The following is a 14,649-nucleotide window of genomic DNA, read 5'->3' on the forward strand; positions in this document are numbered from 1 at the left end:
GACCGATGGAGGAGCACGTACGCTGGGTGGGTCCCCCCACATCTGTACGGAGTACCCCCATGCCCCACGACGCCTCCGAAGCCGCAGGCGCGACGCACGACGGTGCCATGGAGACCCGCGGTCTCGAACCCGTCCCCGACACCGAGCGGACCGGTCGGGTCCGTGAGCTCTTCCCGACCTGGGTCGCGGCCAACATCAGTGTGCTGCTGCTCACGATGGGCGCCGGGCTCGTCGTCTTCAACGGGCTGAACTTCTGGCAGGTCCTGACCGTGGCGATCGTCGCGCCGGTCCTCTCGTACGGGATCGTCGGCCTGATCTCGATCGCGGGGAAGCGCGGCGGGGCGCCGGGCATGGCGCTGTCGCGGGCCGTCTTCGGTCAGCGGGGAAACCTTTTTCCCGGTGCGCTGATCTGGGTGGCCCGCTGGGGCTGGGAGACGATCAACGCGGTCGCGGGGGCGTACGCGGTGCTGACCGTCCTCGATCTGCTCTTCGGCGTGAAGTCGAACACGCTCCTCATCGTGGTGACCCTGCTGCTCTTCGTGACCTGCACGTTCCTGGTCTCGGGCCTCGGGATCAACGCCCTGCGGGTGTGCAGCAAGTGGTCGACGTACCTCTTCGGCGCCTTCTCCGTCCTCGTCCTCGTCTACCTGGTCGCGAACACCGACTGGTCGGCGGTCTTCGACAAGCCGGCCGGTTCGACGGCGATGATGGTCGCGGGCATCGGCACGATCGCGGCCGGCGGCATCAGCTGGGTGCCCTCGGGCCCCGACTTCACGCGCTACCTGCCGCGTACGGCCTCCTCGCGGGCGATGGTCGGCTCGACGATCGGCGGCGCCGGCATCGTGGTGCTCCCGATGGTGCTGATGGGCGCCGTGATGGCGGTGTCCACTCCGGACCTGGCCTCGGCGCAGGATCCGGTCTCCTTCATCGGTGAGCTGCTGCCGATGTGGATCTCGGTGCCGTACCTGGTGATCGCCCTGCTCGGGATGCTCCTGATCAACTCGATGTCGATGTACTCGGCCGGGTTCACGGCGCAGACCCTGGGCATCAAGGTGTCCCGGGCGGCGGCGGTGAGCGTGAACGCCGTGATCAGCCTGGTCTTCGGCTTCCTCCTGATGGTCGTGGCGACCAGCTTCATCGGCTCGTTCATCTCCTTCCTGACCCTGCTCGCGGTGGCGTTCTCGGCGTGGATCGGGGTCTTCGGCGTGGACATGCTGCGCCGGAGGTCGTACGACGCGAAGGCGCTGATGGACACCACCCGGACCAGCGCCTACTGGTACCGGGGCGGCTTCGCCTGGCAGGCGATGACGGCGTGGGCCGCGGCGCTGCTCGTGGGTCTGCTGTTCACGAAGGTCGACTGGTTCTCCGGTCCGCTCGCCTCGTCCTGGATCGGTGAGAACGGTCTGGGCTGGGCGGCGACGATCGTGATCGCGGGCGTGCTGTACGCGGTGCTGCCCCGCACTCCCGAGCGGACCCCGGCGGAACCCGCCGCCGAGGTGCGCGAGACCGTTTCCATCTGACGCCACGTCAGTTACTGTCCCCCTTCCGCGCACCAGCGAAGGGGGACTTCCCATGCCGTTCAGCGTCGTACGGTTCAACCTCGTCGATCCCCGCGCGACCCCGGAGTCCCTCTCGGAGCGCTACCGGGCCGCGCTCGCCATGGCCGCGTACGCCGACGAGCACGGGGTCGACACGGTGCAGACCGAGGAGCACCACGGGGTCGAGAACAACTGGCTGCCCTCCCCCTTCGCCTTCGCGGGCGCGGTCTTCGGCGCGACGCGCAGGATCGCGGTCACGGTCTCTGCGATCATCGGCCCGCTGCACGACCCGCTGCGCCTGGCCGAGGACATCGCGGTCCTGGACCTGCTGAGCGGGGGCCGGCTCGTGACGGTGGCCGGGATCGGCTACCGGCCGGAGGAGTACGAGGAGCGCGGGGTCGACTGGGGGCGGCGGGGCAAGCTCCAGGACCTGCTCCTGGAGACCCTGCTCACGGCCTGGACCGGGGAGCCGTTCACGTACCAGGGCCGTACGGTACGGGTCACCCCGCGGCCCTTCACCCGCCCGCATCCGATGCTCCTGGTCGGGGGTTCGTCGCGGGCGGCGGCCCGGCGGGCGGCCCGGCTCGGGCTGCCGTTCTTCCCGAGCGCGCATCTGCCGGAGCTGGAGGCGTACTACCGGGAGCGGTGCGCGGAGTACGGCACGGAGGGCTGGACGATGATGCCGGCGGAGGAGACCCCGCTGCTGCACCTGTCGGAGGACCCGGACCGGACCTGGGCGGAGCACGGCGAGCACTTCCTGCACGAGGCGCGGACCTACGCCTCCTGGCAGTCGAAGGACATCCGCTCGGCGGTGCGGTCGGCGGCGACGACGGTGGCGGAGCTGCGGGCGGAGGGCGTCTACCGGATCGTCACGCCGGAGGAGTGCCTGGCGCTGGGCCTGGAGAGCCTGGTGCTGCATCCGCTGTGCGGCGGGATGCCGGTCGAGGAGGGGTGGCGGAGCCTGCGGCTGTTCTGCGACGAGGTACTGCCACGGCTCGCCTGAGACGACGGAACCGCCCCGGCCGGAGGCGTCGGGCCTCGGCCGGGGCGGTCGTCGTGAGGAGAGGGGCAGCGGGGATTAGCCCATCTCCTCCAACGCCTTGCCCTTCGTCTCCTTGACGTACCTGAGCACGAAGGGGATCGAGAGCACGGCGAAGACCGTGTAGATGATGTAGGTGCCGGAGAGGTTCCAGTCCGCGAGGGACGGGAAGCTGGCGGTGATGGCCCAGTTGGCGATCCACTGGGCGGAGGCGGCGACGCCGAGGGCCGCGGCGCGGATCCGGTTGGGGAACATCTCGCCGAGGAAGACCCAGACCACCACGCCCCACGAGAGGGCGAAGAAGAGCACGAAGACGTGGGCGGCGACGAGGGCCACGACGCCCTGGGTCTCCGGGAGCTTGCCGTCGACGAGGTCCGCGGAGAAGGCCCAGGCCTCGACGGCGAGGGCGATCGCCATGCCGACGGAGCCGACGAGGGCGAGCGGCTTGCGGCCGACCCGGTCGACCAGGACCATCGCGATCACGGTGCCGATGATGTTGATGATCGACGTGGTGAACGAGTAGAAGAACGAGCTGGACGGGTCGATGCCGACGGACTGCCAGAGGGTCGCGGAGTAGTAGAAGGCGACGTTGATGCCGACGAGCTGCTGGAAGACCGAGAGTCCGATGCCGACCCAGACGATGGGCAACAGCCTGAACCGGCTTCCGGCGACGAGCAGGTCCCTGAAGGTGGACTTGTGCTCGCTGCGCATGGCGCGGTCGATCTCGGCGACGCGGTGGTCGAGGTCGACGCCCTGGCCCTCGACCTCGGCGAGGACCTCCTTGGCCCGGTCGGTCTTCCCGACGGAGATCAGGAAGCGCGGGGACTCGGGGATGGCGAAGGACAGCATGCCGTAGAGGAGCGCCGGGACGACCATCACGCCGAGCATCCACTGCCAGGCCTCCAGGCCGCCGATCTCGCCGCGCTGGTCGCCGTCGGCGAGCTGGAGGATGCCGTAGTTGACCAGCTGGGAGATGGCGATGCCGATGACGATCGCGGCCTGCTGGAAGGAGCCGAGGCGGCCGCGGTAGGCGGCGGGGGCGACCTCGGCGATGTACGCGGGGCCGATGACGGAGGCCATGCCGATGGCGAAGCCGCCGATGATCCGCCAGAAGGCGAGGTCCCAGAGGGCGAAGGGCAGCGCGGAGCCGACGGCGCTGACGGCGAAGAGCACCGCGGAGATCTGCATGCAGCGGATGCGGCCGATGCGGTCGGCGATCCGGCCGGCGGTGGCGGCGCCGATGGCGCAGCCGATCAGGGCGATGGCGATGACCTGCGCGAGGGTGCCGGAGCCGATGTCGTAGCGGTCGCGGATCGCCTCGACGGCGCCGTTGATGACGGAGCTGTCGTAGCCGAAGAGGAAGCCGCCCATCGCGGCGGAGGCCGTGATGAAGATGACGTGGCCGAGGTGGTCCGGGTGAGCGGCTCGGCCTTCGGAAGGCGGCGGCGTGGGCGCCTGCGCGGTGCTGGTCACATGGACTCCTCGGTGGGGGGGCAAGCCCTTCCAGTGGCGCACAACTTCACGCCGCCCACCACGTGAAGGTAAAAGCAACGTTGCAGAGACTATGCCTTCAAGTTTCTAAGTCAATAGTCGATGTCGTGTGACTTTAGGAGCATGGCGAGGATGCTTGAGTTCAACACTTGAACGAGTGCAGCTCAGCGCAGTCGCTGGCTGATCACCTTCGAGACGCCGTCGCCCTGCATGGACACGCCGTACAGCGCGTCCGCGACCTCCATCGTCCGCTTCTGGTGCGTGATCACGATCAGCTGCGAGGACTCCTGGAGCTCCCGCATGATCCGGATCAGCCGCTGGAGATTGGTGTCGTCGAGCGCCGCCTCGACCTCGTCCATCACATAGAACGGGCTGGGCCTGGCCTTAAAGATCGAGACCAGCAGCGCCACGGCGGTCAGCGAGCGCTCCCCGCCGGAGAGCAGCGAGAGGCGCTTGACCTTCTTGCCCGGAGGACGGGCCTCCACCTCGACGCCGGTGGTGAGCATGTTGTCCGGGTCGGTGAGGACGAGCCGGCCCTCGCCGCCCGGGAAGAGCCGCGAGAAGACGCCCTCGAACTCGCGGGCGGTGTCCCGGTAGGCCTCGGTGAAGACCTGCTCGACGCGCAGGTCGACCTCCTTCACGACCTGAAGCAGGTCGGTACGGGTCTTCTTCAGGTCCTCCAGCTGCTCCGAGAGGAACCGGTGCCGCTCCTCCAGGGCCGCGAACTCCTCCAGGGCCAGCGGATTGACCTTGCCGAGCTGGTGGTACGCCCGTTCGGCGGCCTTCAGCCGCTTCTCCTGCTCCGAACGGACGAACGGCCGCGGGCGGACATCGGACGCCTCCTCCGGATCCCCCTCCGCCGTTGGCGCCGGGGGCACGGGCTGGTCCGGGCCGTACTCGGCGACCAGCGCGGTCGCCTCCACCCCGAACTCCTCCAGCGCCTTCGCCTCCAGCTGCTCGATCCGCAGCCGCTTCTCCGCGCCGAGCACCTCGCCCCGGTGCACGGAGTCCGTCAGCTTGTCGAGCTCGGCCTTGAGGTCCCTGCCCCGGGCCCGGGCGACCGTCAGGCCCCGCTCCCGGTCGGCCCTCGCCGCCTCGGCCACCGCCCGCTCCCGCTCGGCGCGGACCAGCGAGACCTCCACATGGGCCAGGAGGGACCTGGCGCCGGCGCCGACCGCGCCCGCGACGCGCTCCTCGTGGCGCAGCCGGGCCCGGCGCTGTTCGGCACGCGCGCGTGCCTCCCGTTCGGCGCGGGCGGCCCGGTCGAGCGAGTCGGCCCGCCCGGCGAGCGCCTTGACCCGCTCCTCGTGGGTACGGACCTGGAGCCGCGCCTCCATCTCGGTCTGGCGCGCGTTGGAGCCGTCGATCGCGAGCCGGTCGCGCGTGGAGGTGTCGGGCTCGTCCTCGGCCGGCATCTCCTCGGCCACGAGGAGCCGTTCGGTCAGCTCCTCGGCCTCGGCGGCGGCCTTCTCCAGCGCCTCCTGGGCACGGGCGGCGGCCGCCGCGGTGCGCTCGGCCTCCCCCGCCGCTCCCCTGGCCTGCCCGGCGAGCCGCCCGAGCCGCTGCGCGACGGCGGACCTCTCGCGCTCACCGGCCCGGCGGCGGGTGTCGAGCTCCTCGACGAGCGACGCGGCGGCGCGGCGGCGCTCCCCGGCCTCGTCGCGCGCGGCGGCGGACTCCTCGCACAGGACGCCCAGTTCGTCGAGCTCGGCGGCGGCCTCGGCGACCGAGGCCTGGACCTCCAGGAGGCTGGGCGCGCCGGCGGAGCCGCCCTGCGCGAAGTGCGCCCCGAGCAGGTCGCCTTCGGCGGTGACGGCGGTCAGCGCGGGCCGGGTCCTGACCAGCTCGGCGGCCTCGTCGAGGTCACCGACGACCACGATCCCGGCGAGCAACCGGCGGACGGCGCCCAGGAGTTCGGCGGGTCCGCGGACCAGATCGGCGGCGTACGGGTGTCCTTCGGCCGGCTCGGAGGCCCCGGCCGGGATCGGCTCGGGGGTGCCCGCCAGGATCAGGGAGGCCCGGCCCGCGTCCTGCTTGCGCAGCAGGCGCAGGGCCTCCGCGGCGGCGGAGGGCCCATCGGCGGCGAGCGCGTCGGCGGCCGCGCCGAGGGCGGCTGCGACGGGGATCTCGTACCCCGGGGTGACGGTGAGGAGTTCGGCCGCCGGGCCGAGGATTCCGCTGAGCCCCGCGGAGAGCAGCGCTCCCGTGCCGTCCTTGCGGCGCAGCCCGAGGGCGAGGGTGTCGTGCCGGGCCCGGGTCGCGGCGCGGCGGCGCTCGGCGTCGGCGGCGGCCTCGCGGGCGGCGCTCAGCGCGGCCTCCGCGTCGGCGAGTTCGCGGCGGGCGGCCTCGTACCGCTCGCTCTGCTCGGTGTCCTCCGCGTCGAGGCCGTCGACCTCGGCCTTGAGCTGCTCGTACTCCTCCTGGGCGGCGGCGGCCCGCTCCGCGGCCTCGTCTCGGGCGGCGGCGAGCCGGTCGATCTCGGCCTGGGCGGAGGCGGCGCGCGAGCGGGCCGCGTTGGCCTGGCCGTGGAGCCGGGCGAGGCCCTCGCGCCGGTCGGCGATGGCACGGGCCAGGTCCTTGAGGCGGCGCTCCTCGGCCGCGAGGGTCCGCTCCAGGTCCGCGCGGTGGGCGACGGTGTCCTCCAGGGCGCGCTCGGCGGCCTCCAGGGCGGCTTCGAGCTCCGCCTCCTGTTCACGGACGCGGGCGGCCTCGCGCTCCAGGTCCTCCGGGTCGCGGCCGCGGCGTTCCTCGGCGGGTGCGGCGGTGGCGCTCTTCACGCGCGCGTCGGCCAGGGAGACGGTGCCCCGGACGCGCTCGGCGAGCTGGGAGAGGGCGTACCAGTTCTGCTGCGCGCGCTCCAGACGGGGCACGAGGGTGCGGGCCTCCGCCTCCAGACCGGCCTCCTCGGCGAGGGCGGCGCGCAGTTCGGCCTCGGTGGCCTCCTTGCGGGCGAGCAGCGCCGCCTCGTCGGCGACCTCCGCCGTGAGCGCCTGCTGGAGCCGGACGAGGTCGTCGGCGAGAAGGCGGAGCCGGGCGTCGCGGAGATCGGACTGGATGACGACGGCGCGGCGGGCGACGGCGGCCTGCCGGCCCAGCGGCTTGAGCTGGCGGCGGAGTTCGTCGGTGAGGTCCTGCACGCGCGCGAGGTTGGCCTGCATCGCGTCCAGTTTCCGCAGCGCCTTCTCTTTCCGCTTGCGGTGCTTGAGGACGCCGGCGGCCTCCTCGATGAAGGCGCGCCGGCCCATCGGGTCGGCGTGCAGCACCGAGTCGAGCTGTCCCTGTCCGACGATGACGTGCATCTCGCGTCCGATGCCGGAGTCGGAGAGCAGGTCCTGGAAGTCGAGCAGGCGGCAGGTGTCGCCGTTGATCTGGTACTCGCTGCTGCCGCCGCGGAACATGATCCGGGTGAGGGTGACCTCGGCGTAGTCGATGGGCAGCGCGCCGTCGGAGTTGTCGATGGTCAGCGAGACCTCGGCGCGGCCGAGCGGGGGGCGCCCGGTCGTGCCGGCGAAGATGACGTCCTCCATCTTGCCGCCGCGCAGCGACTTGGCGCCCTGCTCGCCCATGACCCAGGAGAGGGCGTCCACCACGTTGGACTTGCCCGATCCGTTGGGGCCCACGACACAGGTGATTCCCGGCTCGAACCGCAGCGTGGTGGCCGAGGCGAACGACTTGAATCCGCGGAGGGTCAGGGCCTTGAGGTGCACTCCGGGGACTCTACCGGGGCCCGTGCGTTTCGCCCGCGACGGCGTGGGGCAGATCCTCGGATGAGGAGGGGTGGTACGCGGGGGAAACAACGGGTGAAAGAGAGAAGGGACGCCGAGGCGCCCCTTGCAGGTCCAGCTGTCGTGCGCGTGCGTCGATCCGCACGATCAGCTGTGTGGGTGTCCGGCTGCGCCGACGAGAATGCTTTCCACCTGGCCCCTGGGGGCTGGGTTGTCAGGTGAGCGCAGGCTCTGCCTGGGGTACGTCGAGGTCGATGCTGTTCAGCAGCGACTCTCCCTGGTGCTGAGCGGCGGCAGCGGCGAGCGTGTCGTTCTCGGACTGGATCCGTACCAGCTCGGATTCGAGGTCCTGGACGCGCTGCTGAAGCCGTCGCATCTCGGCGAGGAGTCGCGGGTCGGAGCCGCCGACGTAACCGAGAAGCGCCTTTGCCATGATGGATGGTCCTCCACAATGAGTGACCGACCGAAGCGGTGTGGGTCGTGAGGGATTCGCACCCGCGGTGCTCGGCAGTACTGCTTGTCGTGCCGGTTCCACTGCCAAACAGCTAAGGTGCGCGGGGATTCCAGCGTCTCACCAAAAAGTTTGACGGTCAACACGATCACGCCCCGTTTGAAGGGCTACCGAGGAGTCCACGGCCGCTCAGCGGGCGGCGGGGCCTTCGAACTCGGTGCCTCGGGGGCGTCGCGATCATCCTTACCGGGCAGCCTTGCACGCTCGGCGTCAGTTGGCAACCATCAGGCGGTTCGCTGGTCACACCCCTGTTACCGCCCGTCCGCCCGGCACCGCTCTGGGTCACCGGGCGGGGTGTCGGAGCGTGATCGTCAGCGGATGGCGAATCCGTCGTAGCCGCCGCGCGGGGTGTCCCAGATCTCAGTCACACCGTCCACGCGTCCGGGTGTGTCGTCGGAGTGGAGCCAGTCGAGCAGACGGTGGCAATTCTCACGCGACCCCTCGGCCACGACCTGCACCCGGCCGTCGTCGAGGTTCAGGGCGAAGCCCACCAGGCCACCGATCTCCAAGGCGTTTGCCCTGGTGAACCAGCGGAAGCCCACTCCCTGTACCCGACCGCGCACCCAGGCGGTCATCCGTGCGTCGTCACTCATGACTGCACGCTAGCGGGCGGATTGCCAGATCAGCACATCGCCCCTGCTTCTCATGGACTACAGTCCCGACCGAACACGCCTCACCCGTTCGGGCGCGCACCGTTCGACTGCCGTTCCGGACCGGTACCGACAGCAAAGATCAGCAAAGCCCGGCAAAGAGCCAGCGAAGACCAGCAGAGGAAGGCAGGGCAGATGGGACGCCACCGTCGCTCCGGCGCCGCACCCGCCGCAGAAGACTACGCGGCCGGTTCGGGCCGCCCCGACCGGGGTGCCCGTCGCCGCCGGCCCGTGCGCAACGGCCTGCTCGGCGCCTCCGCGGCCGTGGCGGTCGGCGCCGTCGCCGTCGCCTCGGGTCTGCTCCCCGGCGGGGACACGTTCACCGTCGGAAGCGCCGGTACGAGCGAGCGCCAGGTCCAGACCCGGCAGGCCCCGGAGCTGACGACGCAGGGCGGGGCGACGCAGACCCCGACCGGCACGGGCACCGGGACGGACACGGGCAGAGCCCGCACCTCCCCCGTGGCGGCCCCGTCCGCGAAGCCGAGCCCGAAGGTCACCCCGAAGGCGAAGCCGAAGCCGACCCCCACTCCGACCCCGACCAGGACGAGGACGAAGGCGCCCGCCCCGAAGCCCGTGCCCACGAAGGCCTCGGCCGCGCCCACGACGAAGGCGCCCGCGCCGAAGCCGGACCCGACCACGGCGGCGCCGACGGCGAAGGCCCCGGTCACCTCCACCGCCGACCGGAGCGAGGCCGCCGAGGCCGAGGTCCTCCGGCTGGTCAACGCCGAACGCGCCAAGGTGGGCTGCACCCCGGTCCGCGCCGACGCGCGGCTCGCGTCCCTGGCCGGCGCGTTCAGCGCGGACATGGCCACCCGGGGCTTCTTCGACCACACCGACCCGGACGGCGACACCCCGTGGGCCCGGGCGGAGCAGGCCGGCGTCACGGGCATGGGCGGCGAGAACATCGCGCGCGGCCAGGTGGACGCGGCGGCGGTCATGGCGTCCTGGATGAACAGCGACGGCCACCGCGCCAACATCCTGAACTGCGACTTCACCACCCTGGGCGTGGGCGTCGCCTTCGGCGACGGCGGCCCCTGGTGGACCCAGGACTTCGGCTACTGAGGTTCCCGCAGGTCAAAGCGTATTTCTTGAGGTGGGCCGTCCCGGGCCGTGAATTCGGCACCGGGGCGGCCCACACCGCGTTCCGGTGGCCGTGGCCGAACTGCGGGGCGGCGCACCGCGTGTGACCCTGCCCCTGTGAACATCCAGGAACAGGGTGCGGCCGCCGAAGGCGCCGGCACGGCGGCCCCGGCGGCCGTGCTCATCGCGACCTGCGTCTCGACCTTGGTCGTCAACGCGAACACCTCGGCGGTGAGCATCCTGCTGCCGGCGATCAGTGAGGACACCGGCATGTCCCTGGACGCCCTGCAGTGGGCCGTCACCGGGTATTCGCTGGTCGGAGCGGCGGTGATCGTCACCTCGGGGGCCCTCGGCGACGTGTTCGGACGACGGCTGGTCTTCCTGGGCGGCCTGGTGCTGTTCATCGTCTCGTGCGTGCTCATCGCGCTCTCCGACAGCGGAGGCGGGGTGATCGCGGGCCGGGCGATCCAGGGGGCGGCGGGGGCGACGATCCTGGCCTGTGGGATGAGCCTGCTGTCCGTGTCCACCTCGGGGGAAGGGCAGGTCCGGGCGGTGACGCTGTGGGGTGGCGCGTCGGCGGTGGGCGCCGCGGCCGGGCCGTTGCTCGGTGGTCTGCTGGTGGACGGCACGGGCTGGCAGGGCCTGTTCTGGATCGATGCGGCGGTGGCGCTCGCCTGCGTACCGATCACGTTGAAGGGGGTCGCCGAGTCCCGCGATCCGACGCGCAGCCGCTCGATCGACTTCGCGGGGACGGTACTGATCGCCGCCGTCCTCGCCCCGGCGCTCCTCGCGCTCAGCGAGGGGGCGGAGTGGGGCTGGACCTCGGCCGCGGTGCTGGGGTGCTTCGCGGTGGCGGCGGTGTCGTGCGTGGCGTTCGTCGCGGTGGAGCGGCGGGTCGAGGCACCACTGGTCGACCTGCGGCTGCTGAAGGACCGCGTACTGATCGGGGCGACGGTCGGGATCCTGCTGAGCGCGGGCGTCATCAACGGTCTGATGTATCTGGTCAGCCTCTACTTCCAGAACCCCGCCACGCTCGCGCTGAGCCCGTTCGAGGCGGGCCTGGCCACGCTGCCCGCGACGGTGGGTCTGATCGCGGTCACGCCCCTGGTCCCCCGGATGGTCCAACTGCTCGGCATCGGACCCGTGATCGCTCTCGGCTTCGCGGCGGCGACGGCCGGTTGCGTGCTGCTGGTCTTCGTCCAGGGCGACTGGCGGTACGCGGCGTTCGTCCTGCCGCTCGTGCTCCTGGCCGCGGGTCTGGGGTTCGTCAACGGTCCGGCGAGTTCGGCGTCCACGTCGACGGTGTCCGCCGCCGACGTCGGAGCGGCCTCCGGCATCTCGAACATGGCGCGCTACATCGGTGCCGCGGCGTTCACGGCGGCCGTGGCGACGGTCAACGCGACGGTGGGAGCGGATCGGCTCGCGGAGGGGGACGGGGCGGCGGACGCCCTGGCGGCCGGTCTGTCCGGCGCGTGCCTGCTGCTCGCGATCGCCTCCGGGGTGGGCATGCTGCTGTCGGTCCTGGCGGTCCGGGCCCGCCGGCGCCGGGTCGGACCGGGCGCCTACGGAGCGGCCGCGGCGTCCCACGCGCACACCGTCCACGTCGGCGGCACATGATCGCGTGAACGCCCGAGGGCCCCGTCACCCTCATGGTGACGGGGCCCTTCCGCAGGACGCGGGGGTGTCAGACGGCGGCCTTGCCGGCCGCGAAGGTGCGGGCCGTGGCGGCGACGCGGCGGCCGAGGTGCTCGGCGGTGGCGACGTCGGCCTTGTGGACGCCCTCGGGGCCCTGGTCGGTGTGGGTCTGGGCGCCGGCGCCGGAGAAGAAGCCGAGGCGGTTGAGGTCGTTCTCGGAGGCCTCGCTGCTGTTCCAGCCGGGCTTCAGGCCCAGGTTGACCCAGGTCATGCCGTGCTGGCCGGCGAGGGTCTGGAAGAACTGCAGGGTGTGCAGCTTGTCGCCGCTCTTGGAGCCGGAGTTGGTGAAGCCCGCGGCGAGCTTGTCCAGCCAGGCGTCGGTGAACCAGCGCTTCGAGGTGGCCTCGGCGAACTGGTGGAAGGCGCCGGAGGCGGTGCCCATGTAGGTCGGCGAGCCGAAGACGATCGCGTCGGAGGCGTCGAGGAGCTCCCACTCGGCGTCGGTGATCTCGTCGACCTTGATCAGGTGGACGGTGGCGCCCGCGTCGGCGGCGCCGTCACGGACGGCCTCGGCCAGGACGGCGGTGTGGCCGTAACCGGAGTGGTAGGCGATGGAGACGACGGGCGTGGTCACAGAGTGCTCCTCGAAGGGGTGTGCGGGGTATGACCAGAAGTAGAGCACTAACTTTTGGATAGCGCAAGCCTGTAGATAGCGCACCCGTGGCAGTAAGCGCTGCGCGAGAGTACGGTGGACCCATGACTGACGACCTCGCCTACGACGTGTTCGCGCGCGCCTGCCCCTCGCGCGGCACGCTGGAGCACGTGACGGGCCGCTGGGGCAGCCTCACCCTGGGCGCCCTGCACGAAGGGACGTTCCGCTTCAACGAGCTGCGGCGCCGGGTCGACGGCGTGAGCGAGAAGATGCTGTCGCAGACCCTGCACGCCCTGGAGCGCGACGGCCTCGTCCACCGCGAGGCCCAGCCCACGAACCCGCCGCGGGTCGACTACCGGCTCACCCCGCTCGGCCGCGAGATCGCGGACCGGCTGATCGGCCTGATCGAGCTGGTGGAGGGGCGGATGCCCCAGGTGGAGGCGGCGCGCGAGAGTTACGACGCGGAGCGCGCGGCCCCCGTCACGGCCTGAGAGCTCAGGCGGTGGTGCGCGGCGGGCGCTGGCAGCGCGGGCAGAAGTAGCTGGACCGGTTCATCCAGGCCCGTCGCCGCATCGGCGTACCGCAGCGGTGACAGGGCTCGTCCTCGCGTCCGTACGCGTCGAGCGAGCGGTCGAAGTAGCCGGACTCGCCGTTGACGTTCACGTACAGGCTGTCGAAGCTGGTGCCGCCGGCGACGAGTGCCGCGTTCATCACGTCCCGGACATGGCCGAGCAGCTCGGCCGAGCGCGGGCGGGTCAGAGAGGCCGTCGGGCGGTCGTAGTGCAGCTTCGACCGCCAGAGCGCCTCGTCCGCGTAGATGTTGCCGACGCCGCTGATCAGCGACTGGTCGAGCAGCGCCCGCTTGATCGTCGTACGGCGCAGCCGCAGCGCGCTCTGGAAGGCGGCGTCGTCGAACACCGGATCCAGCGGATCGCGGGCGATGTGCGCGATGACGTCCGGAAGCCCGTCGGTCCCGGCGGGGGTCTGGTCGTGCAGCGAGAGCCCGCCGAAGGTGCGCTGGTCGACGAAGCGCAGCTCGGTGCCGGCCGAGTCGTCGAAGCGGATGCGGATGCGGAGGTGCTTCTCGTCCGGGGCGCCCTCCGGCTGCACCAGGAGCTGACCGCTCATCCCGAGGTGCCCCAGGACGGACGTCCCGGTCTCCGCCAGCGGCACCCACAGGTACTTCCCGCGCCGCCGCGCCACCTCGAAGCGCTGCCCCTTCAGCCGGGCCGCGAAGTCCTCGCCACCCGCCGGATGGCGTCGTACGGCCCTGGGGTGCAGCACCTCGACCTCGGTCACGGTCCGTCCGGCGACCCAGCGCTCCAGACCGCGCCGTACGACCTCGACCTCGGGCAGCTCGGGCACGGGACTCCTCCGGAGGGGGTGCGGGGTGGTCCGGCCAGCCTACCGCCCGGGAAGGACCCGCCCCCTCCCCCGGAAACGGCTCCGCCCGCCCCTGGCGGGGGCGGGCGGGAAGACTCCGCTGAAGGAGTGCGGAAAATGCGCGGGGCCGCGGTCAGGCGGTGGCGGGGGTGACCCCGTCCGTCCGGTCCTGCTCGCCGGCCGTGCCGGCGTCGGCCGCGGCCTTCGCCGCCGCCGCACGCTCGTCCGCGGCCGCGCGGATCGCACGCCACGCGGATTCCGCGGCCTGCTGCTCCGCTTCCTTCTTGCTGCGGCCGGTGCCGGTGCCGTACGAGACACCACCGACGCGGGCGGCAGCAGTAAAGGTCTTCTCGTGGTCCGGACCCTCCTCGGAGACGAGGTACTCCGGAACACCCAGACCCTCGGCCGCGGTGAGCTCCTGGAGGCTGGTCTTCCAGTCCAGGCCGGCACCGAGGTTCGAGGACTTCTCGATCAGCGGGTCGAAGAGCCGGTGCACCAGCTCGGACGCCGCGTCGAGGCCCTGGTCGAGATAGACCGCGCCGATCACCGCTTCAAGGGTGTCGGCGAGGATGGACGCCTTGTCCCGGCCGCCCGTGCCCTCTTCGCCCCGGCCGAGCCGGATGAAGGAGCCGAGTTCGAGGCCGCGGCCGACCTCCGCCAGCGCACGCGAGTTGACCACCGCGGCCCGCAGTTTGGCCAGCTGGCCTTCCGGCAGATCGGGGTGGGTGCGGTACAGCGTGTCCGTGACCACCAGGCCGAGCACGGAGTCCCCGAGGAACTCCAGACGCTCGTTGGTGGGCAGACCGCCGTTCTCGTACGCGTACGAGCGGTGGGTCAGCGCACGCACCAGAAGGGCGGACTCGAGCTGATACCCGAGCCGCCCTTCCAGAAGCGTGTGGGACGAGGCTGCGCTGATGCTCTCAGACATCGTGCCTCTCACCAGCC

12 protein-coding genes are annotated in these 14,649 nt (G+C 71.8%); 5 read left to right on the forward strand and 7 right to left on the reverse strand.

Annotated features, from left to right (window positions below):
* Nucleotides 1-59 precede the first annotated feature (59 nt).
* Both IE237_RS35125 and IE237_RS35130 read left to right on the forward strand, forming a co-directional pair.
* Nucleotides 60-1,520 carry a cytosine permease gene (locus IE237_RS35125; RefSeq protein WP_189806236.1) on the forward strand — a complete coding sequence of 487 codons (1,461 nt, stop codon included), beginning with the start codon at nucleotides 60-62 and terminating at the stop codon, nucleotides 1,518-1,520.
* Between the two features lie 52 nt (nucleotides 1,521-1,572).
* On the forward strand, nucleotides 1,573-2,541 hold the full coding sequence (locus tag IE237_RS35130; protein ID WP_189806237.1) for an LLM class flavin-dependent oxidoreductase: 969 nt from the start codon (nucleotides 1,573-1,575) through the stop codon (nucleotides 2,539-2,541).
* A 75-nt stretch (nucleotides 2,542-2,616) separates the two neighbouring features.
* Here the strand turns inward: IE237_RS35130 and IE237_RS35135 are convergent, their stop codons facing one another.
* The 4 genes from IE237_RS35135 to IE237_RS35150 all read right to left on the reverse strand — a co-directional run bounded on the left by IE237_RS35135 (nucleotide 2,617) and on the right by IE237_RS35150 (nucleotide 8,897).
* A complete protein-coding gene (locus tag IE237_RS35135) occupies nucleotides 2,617-4,050 on the reverse strand; it encodes a sugar porter family MFS transporter (protein WP_189806238.1) in 1,434 nt (477 codons plus the stop codon).
* A gap of 182 nt (nucleotides 4,051-4,232) precedes the next feature.
* Complete coding sequence (gene smc / locus IE237_RS35140; RefSeq protein WP_189806239.1) at nucleotides 4,233-7,775, reverse strand: chromosome segregation protein SMC; 3,543 nt, start codon at nucleotides 7,773-7,775, stop codon at nucleotides 4,233-4,235.
* 232 nt (nucleotides 7,776-8,007) lie between these two features.
* The gene (locus IE237_RS35145; protein WP_030690660.1) at nucleotides 8,008-8,226 is read right to left on the reverse strand and encodes a hypothetical protein; all 219 of its coding nucleotides are present in this window, start codon (nucleotides 8,224-8,226) and stop codon (nucleotides 8,008-8,010) included.
* A 389-nt stretch (nucleotides 8,227-8,615) separates the two neighbouring features.
* Nucleotides 8,616-8,897 carry an acylphosphatase gene (locus tag IE237_RS35150; protein WP_189806240.1) on the reverse strand — a complete coding sequence of 94 codons (282 nt, stop codon included), beginning with the start codon at nucleotides 8,895-8,897 and terminating at the stop codon, nucleotides 8,616-8,618.
* A gap of 192 nt (nucleotides 8,898-9,089) precedes the next feature.
* Between IE237_RS35150 and IE237_RS35155 the strand changes: the two genes are divergently transcribed.
* Together IE237_RS35155 and IE237_RS35160 are read left to right on the forward strand one after the other, a co-directional pair.
* Complete coding sequence (locus IE237_RS35155) at nucleotides 9,090-10,016, forward strand: CAP domain-containing protein (RefSeq protein ID WP_189806241.1); 927 nt, start codon at nucleotides 9,090-9,092, stop codon at nucleotides 10,014-10,016.
* 135 nt (nucleotides 10,017-10,151) lie between these two features.
* Complete coding sequence (locus IE237_RS35160) at nucleotides 10,152-11,651, forward strand: MFS transporter (RefSeq protein WP_229843878.1); 1,500 nt, start codon at nucleotides 10,152-10,154, stop codon at nucleotides 11,649-11,651.
* A 67-nt stretch (nucleotides 11,652-11,718) separates the two neighbouring features.
* Here IE237_RS35160 and IE237_RS35165 read toward each other — a convergent pair whose 3' ends face one another.
* Nucleotides 11,719-12,303: a flavodoxin family protein gene (locus IE237_RS35165; protein WP_189806242.1), complete on the reverse strand. Its 585-nt coding sequence runs from the start codon at nucleotides 12,301-12,303 to the stop codon at nucleotides 11,719-11,721.
* A 122-nt stretch (nucleotides 12,304-12,425) separates the two neighbouring features.
* Here IE237_RS35165 and IE237_RS35170 point away from each other — a divergent pair, with 122 nt between their 5' ends.
* Entirely contained in the window at nucleotides 12,426-12,812 is a 387-nt protein-coding gene (locus IE237_RS35170) for a winged helix-turn-helix transcriptional regulator (protein WP_189806243.1), read from the forward strand.
* Nucleotides 12,813-12,816: 4 nt separating this feature from the next.
* Here the strand turns inward: IE237_RS35170 and mutM are convergent, their stop codons facing one another.
* Together mutM and rnc are read right to left on the reverse strand one after the other, a co-directional pair.
* Nucleotides 12,817-13,686 carry a bifunctional DNA-formamidopyrimidine glycosylase/DNA-(apurinic or apyrimidinic site) lyase gene (mutM, locus tag IE237_RS35175; protein WP_189806244.1) on the reverse strand — a complete coding sequence of 290 codons (870 nt, stop codon included), beginning with the start codon at nucleotides 13,684-13,686 and terminating at the stop codon, nucleotides 12,817-12,819.
* Between the two features lie 151 nt (nucleotides 13,687-13,837).
* Nucleotides 13,838-14,632: a ribonuclease III gene (gene rnc / locus IE237_RS35180; RefSeq protein WP_189806245.1), complete on the reverse strand. Its 795-nt coding sequence runs from the start codon at nucleotides 14,630-14,632 to the stop codon at nucleotides 13,838-13,840.
* Between the last annotated feature and the right edge of the window lie 17 nt (nucleotides 14,633-14,649).

The sequence above is a fragment of the Streptomyces tanashiensis genome, assembly GCF_014648895.1.
Classification (GTDB): Bacteria; Actinomycetota; Actinomycetes; order Streptomycetales; family Streptomycetaceae; genus Streptomyces; species Streptomyces tanashiensis.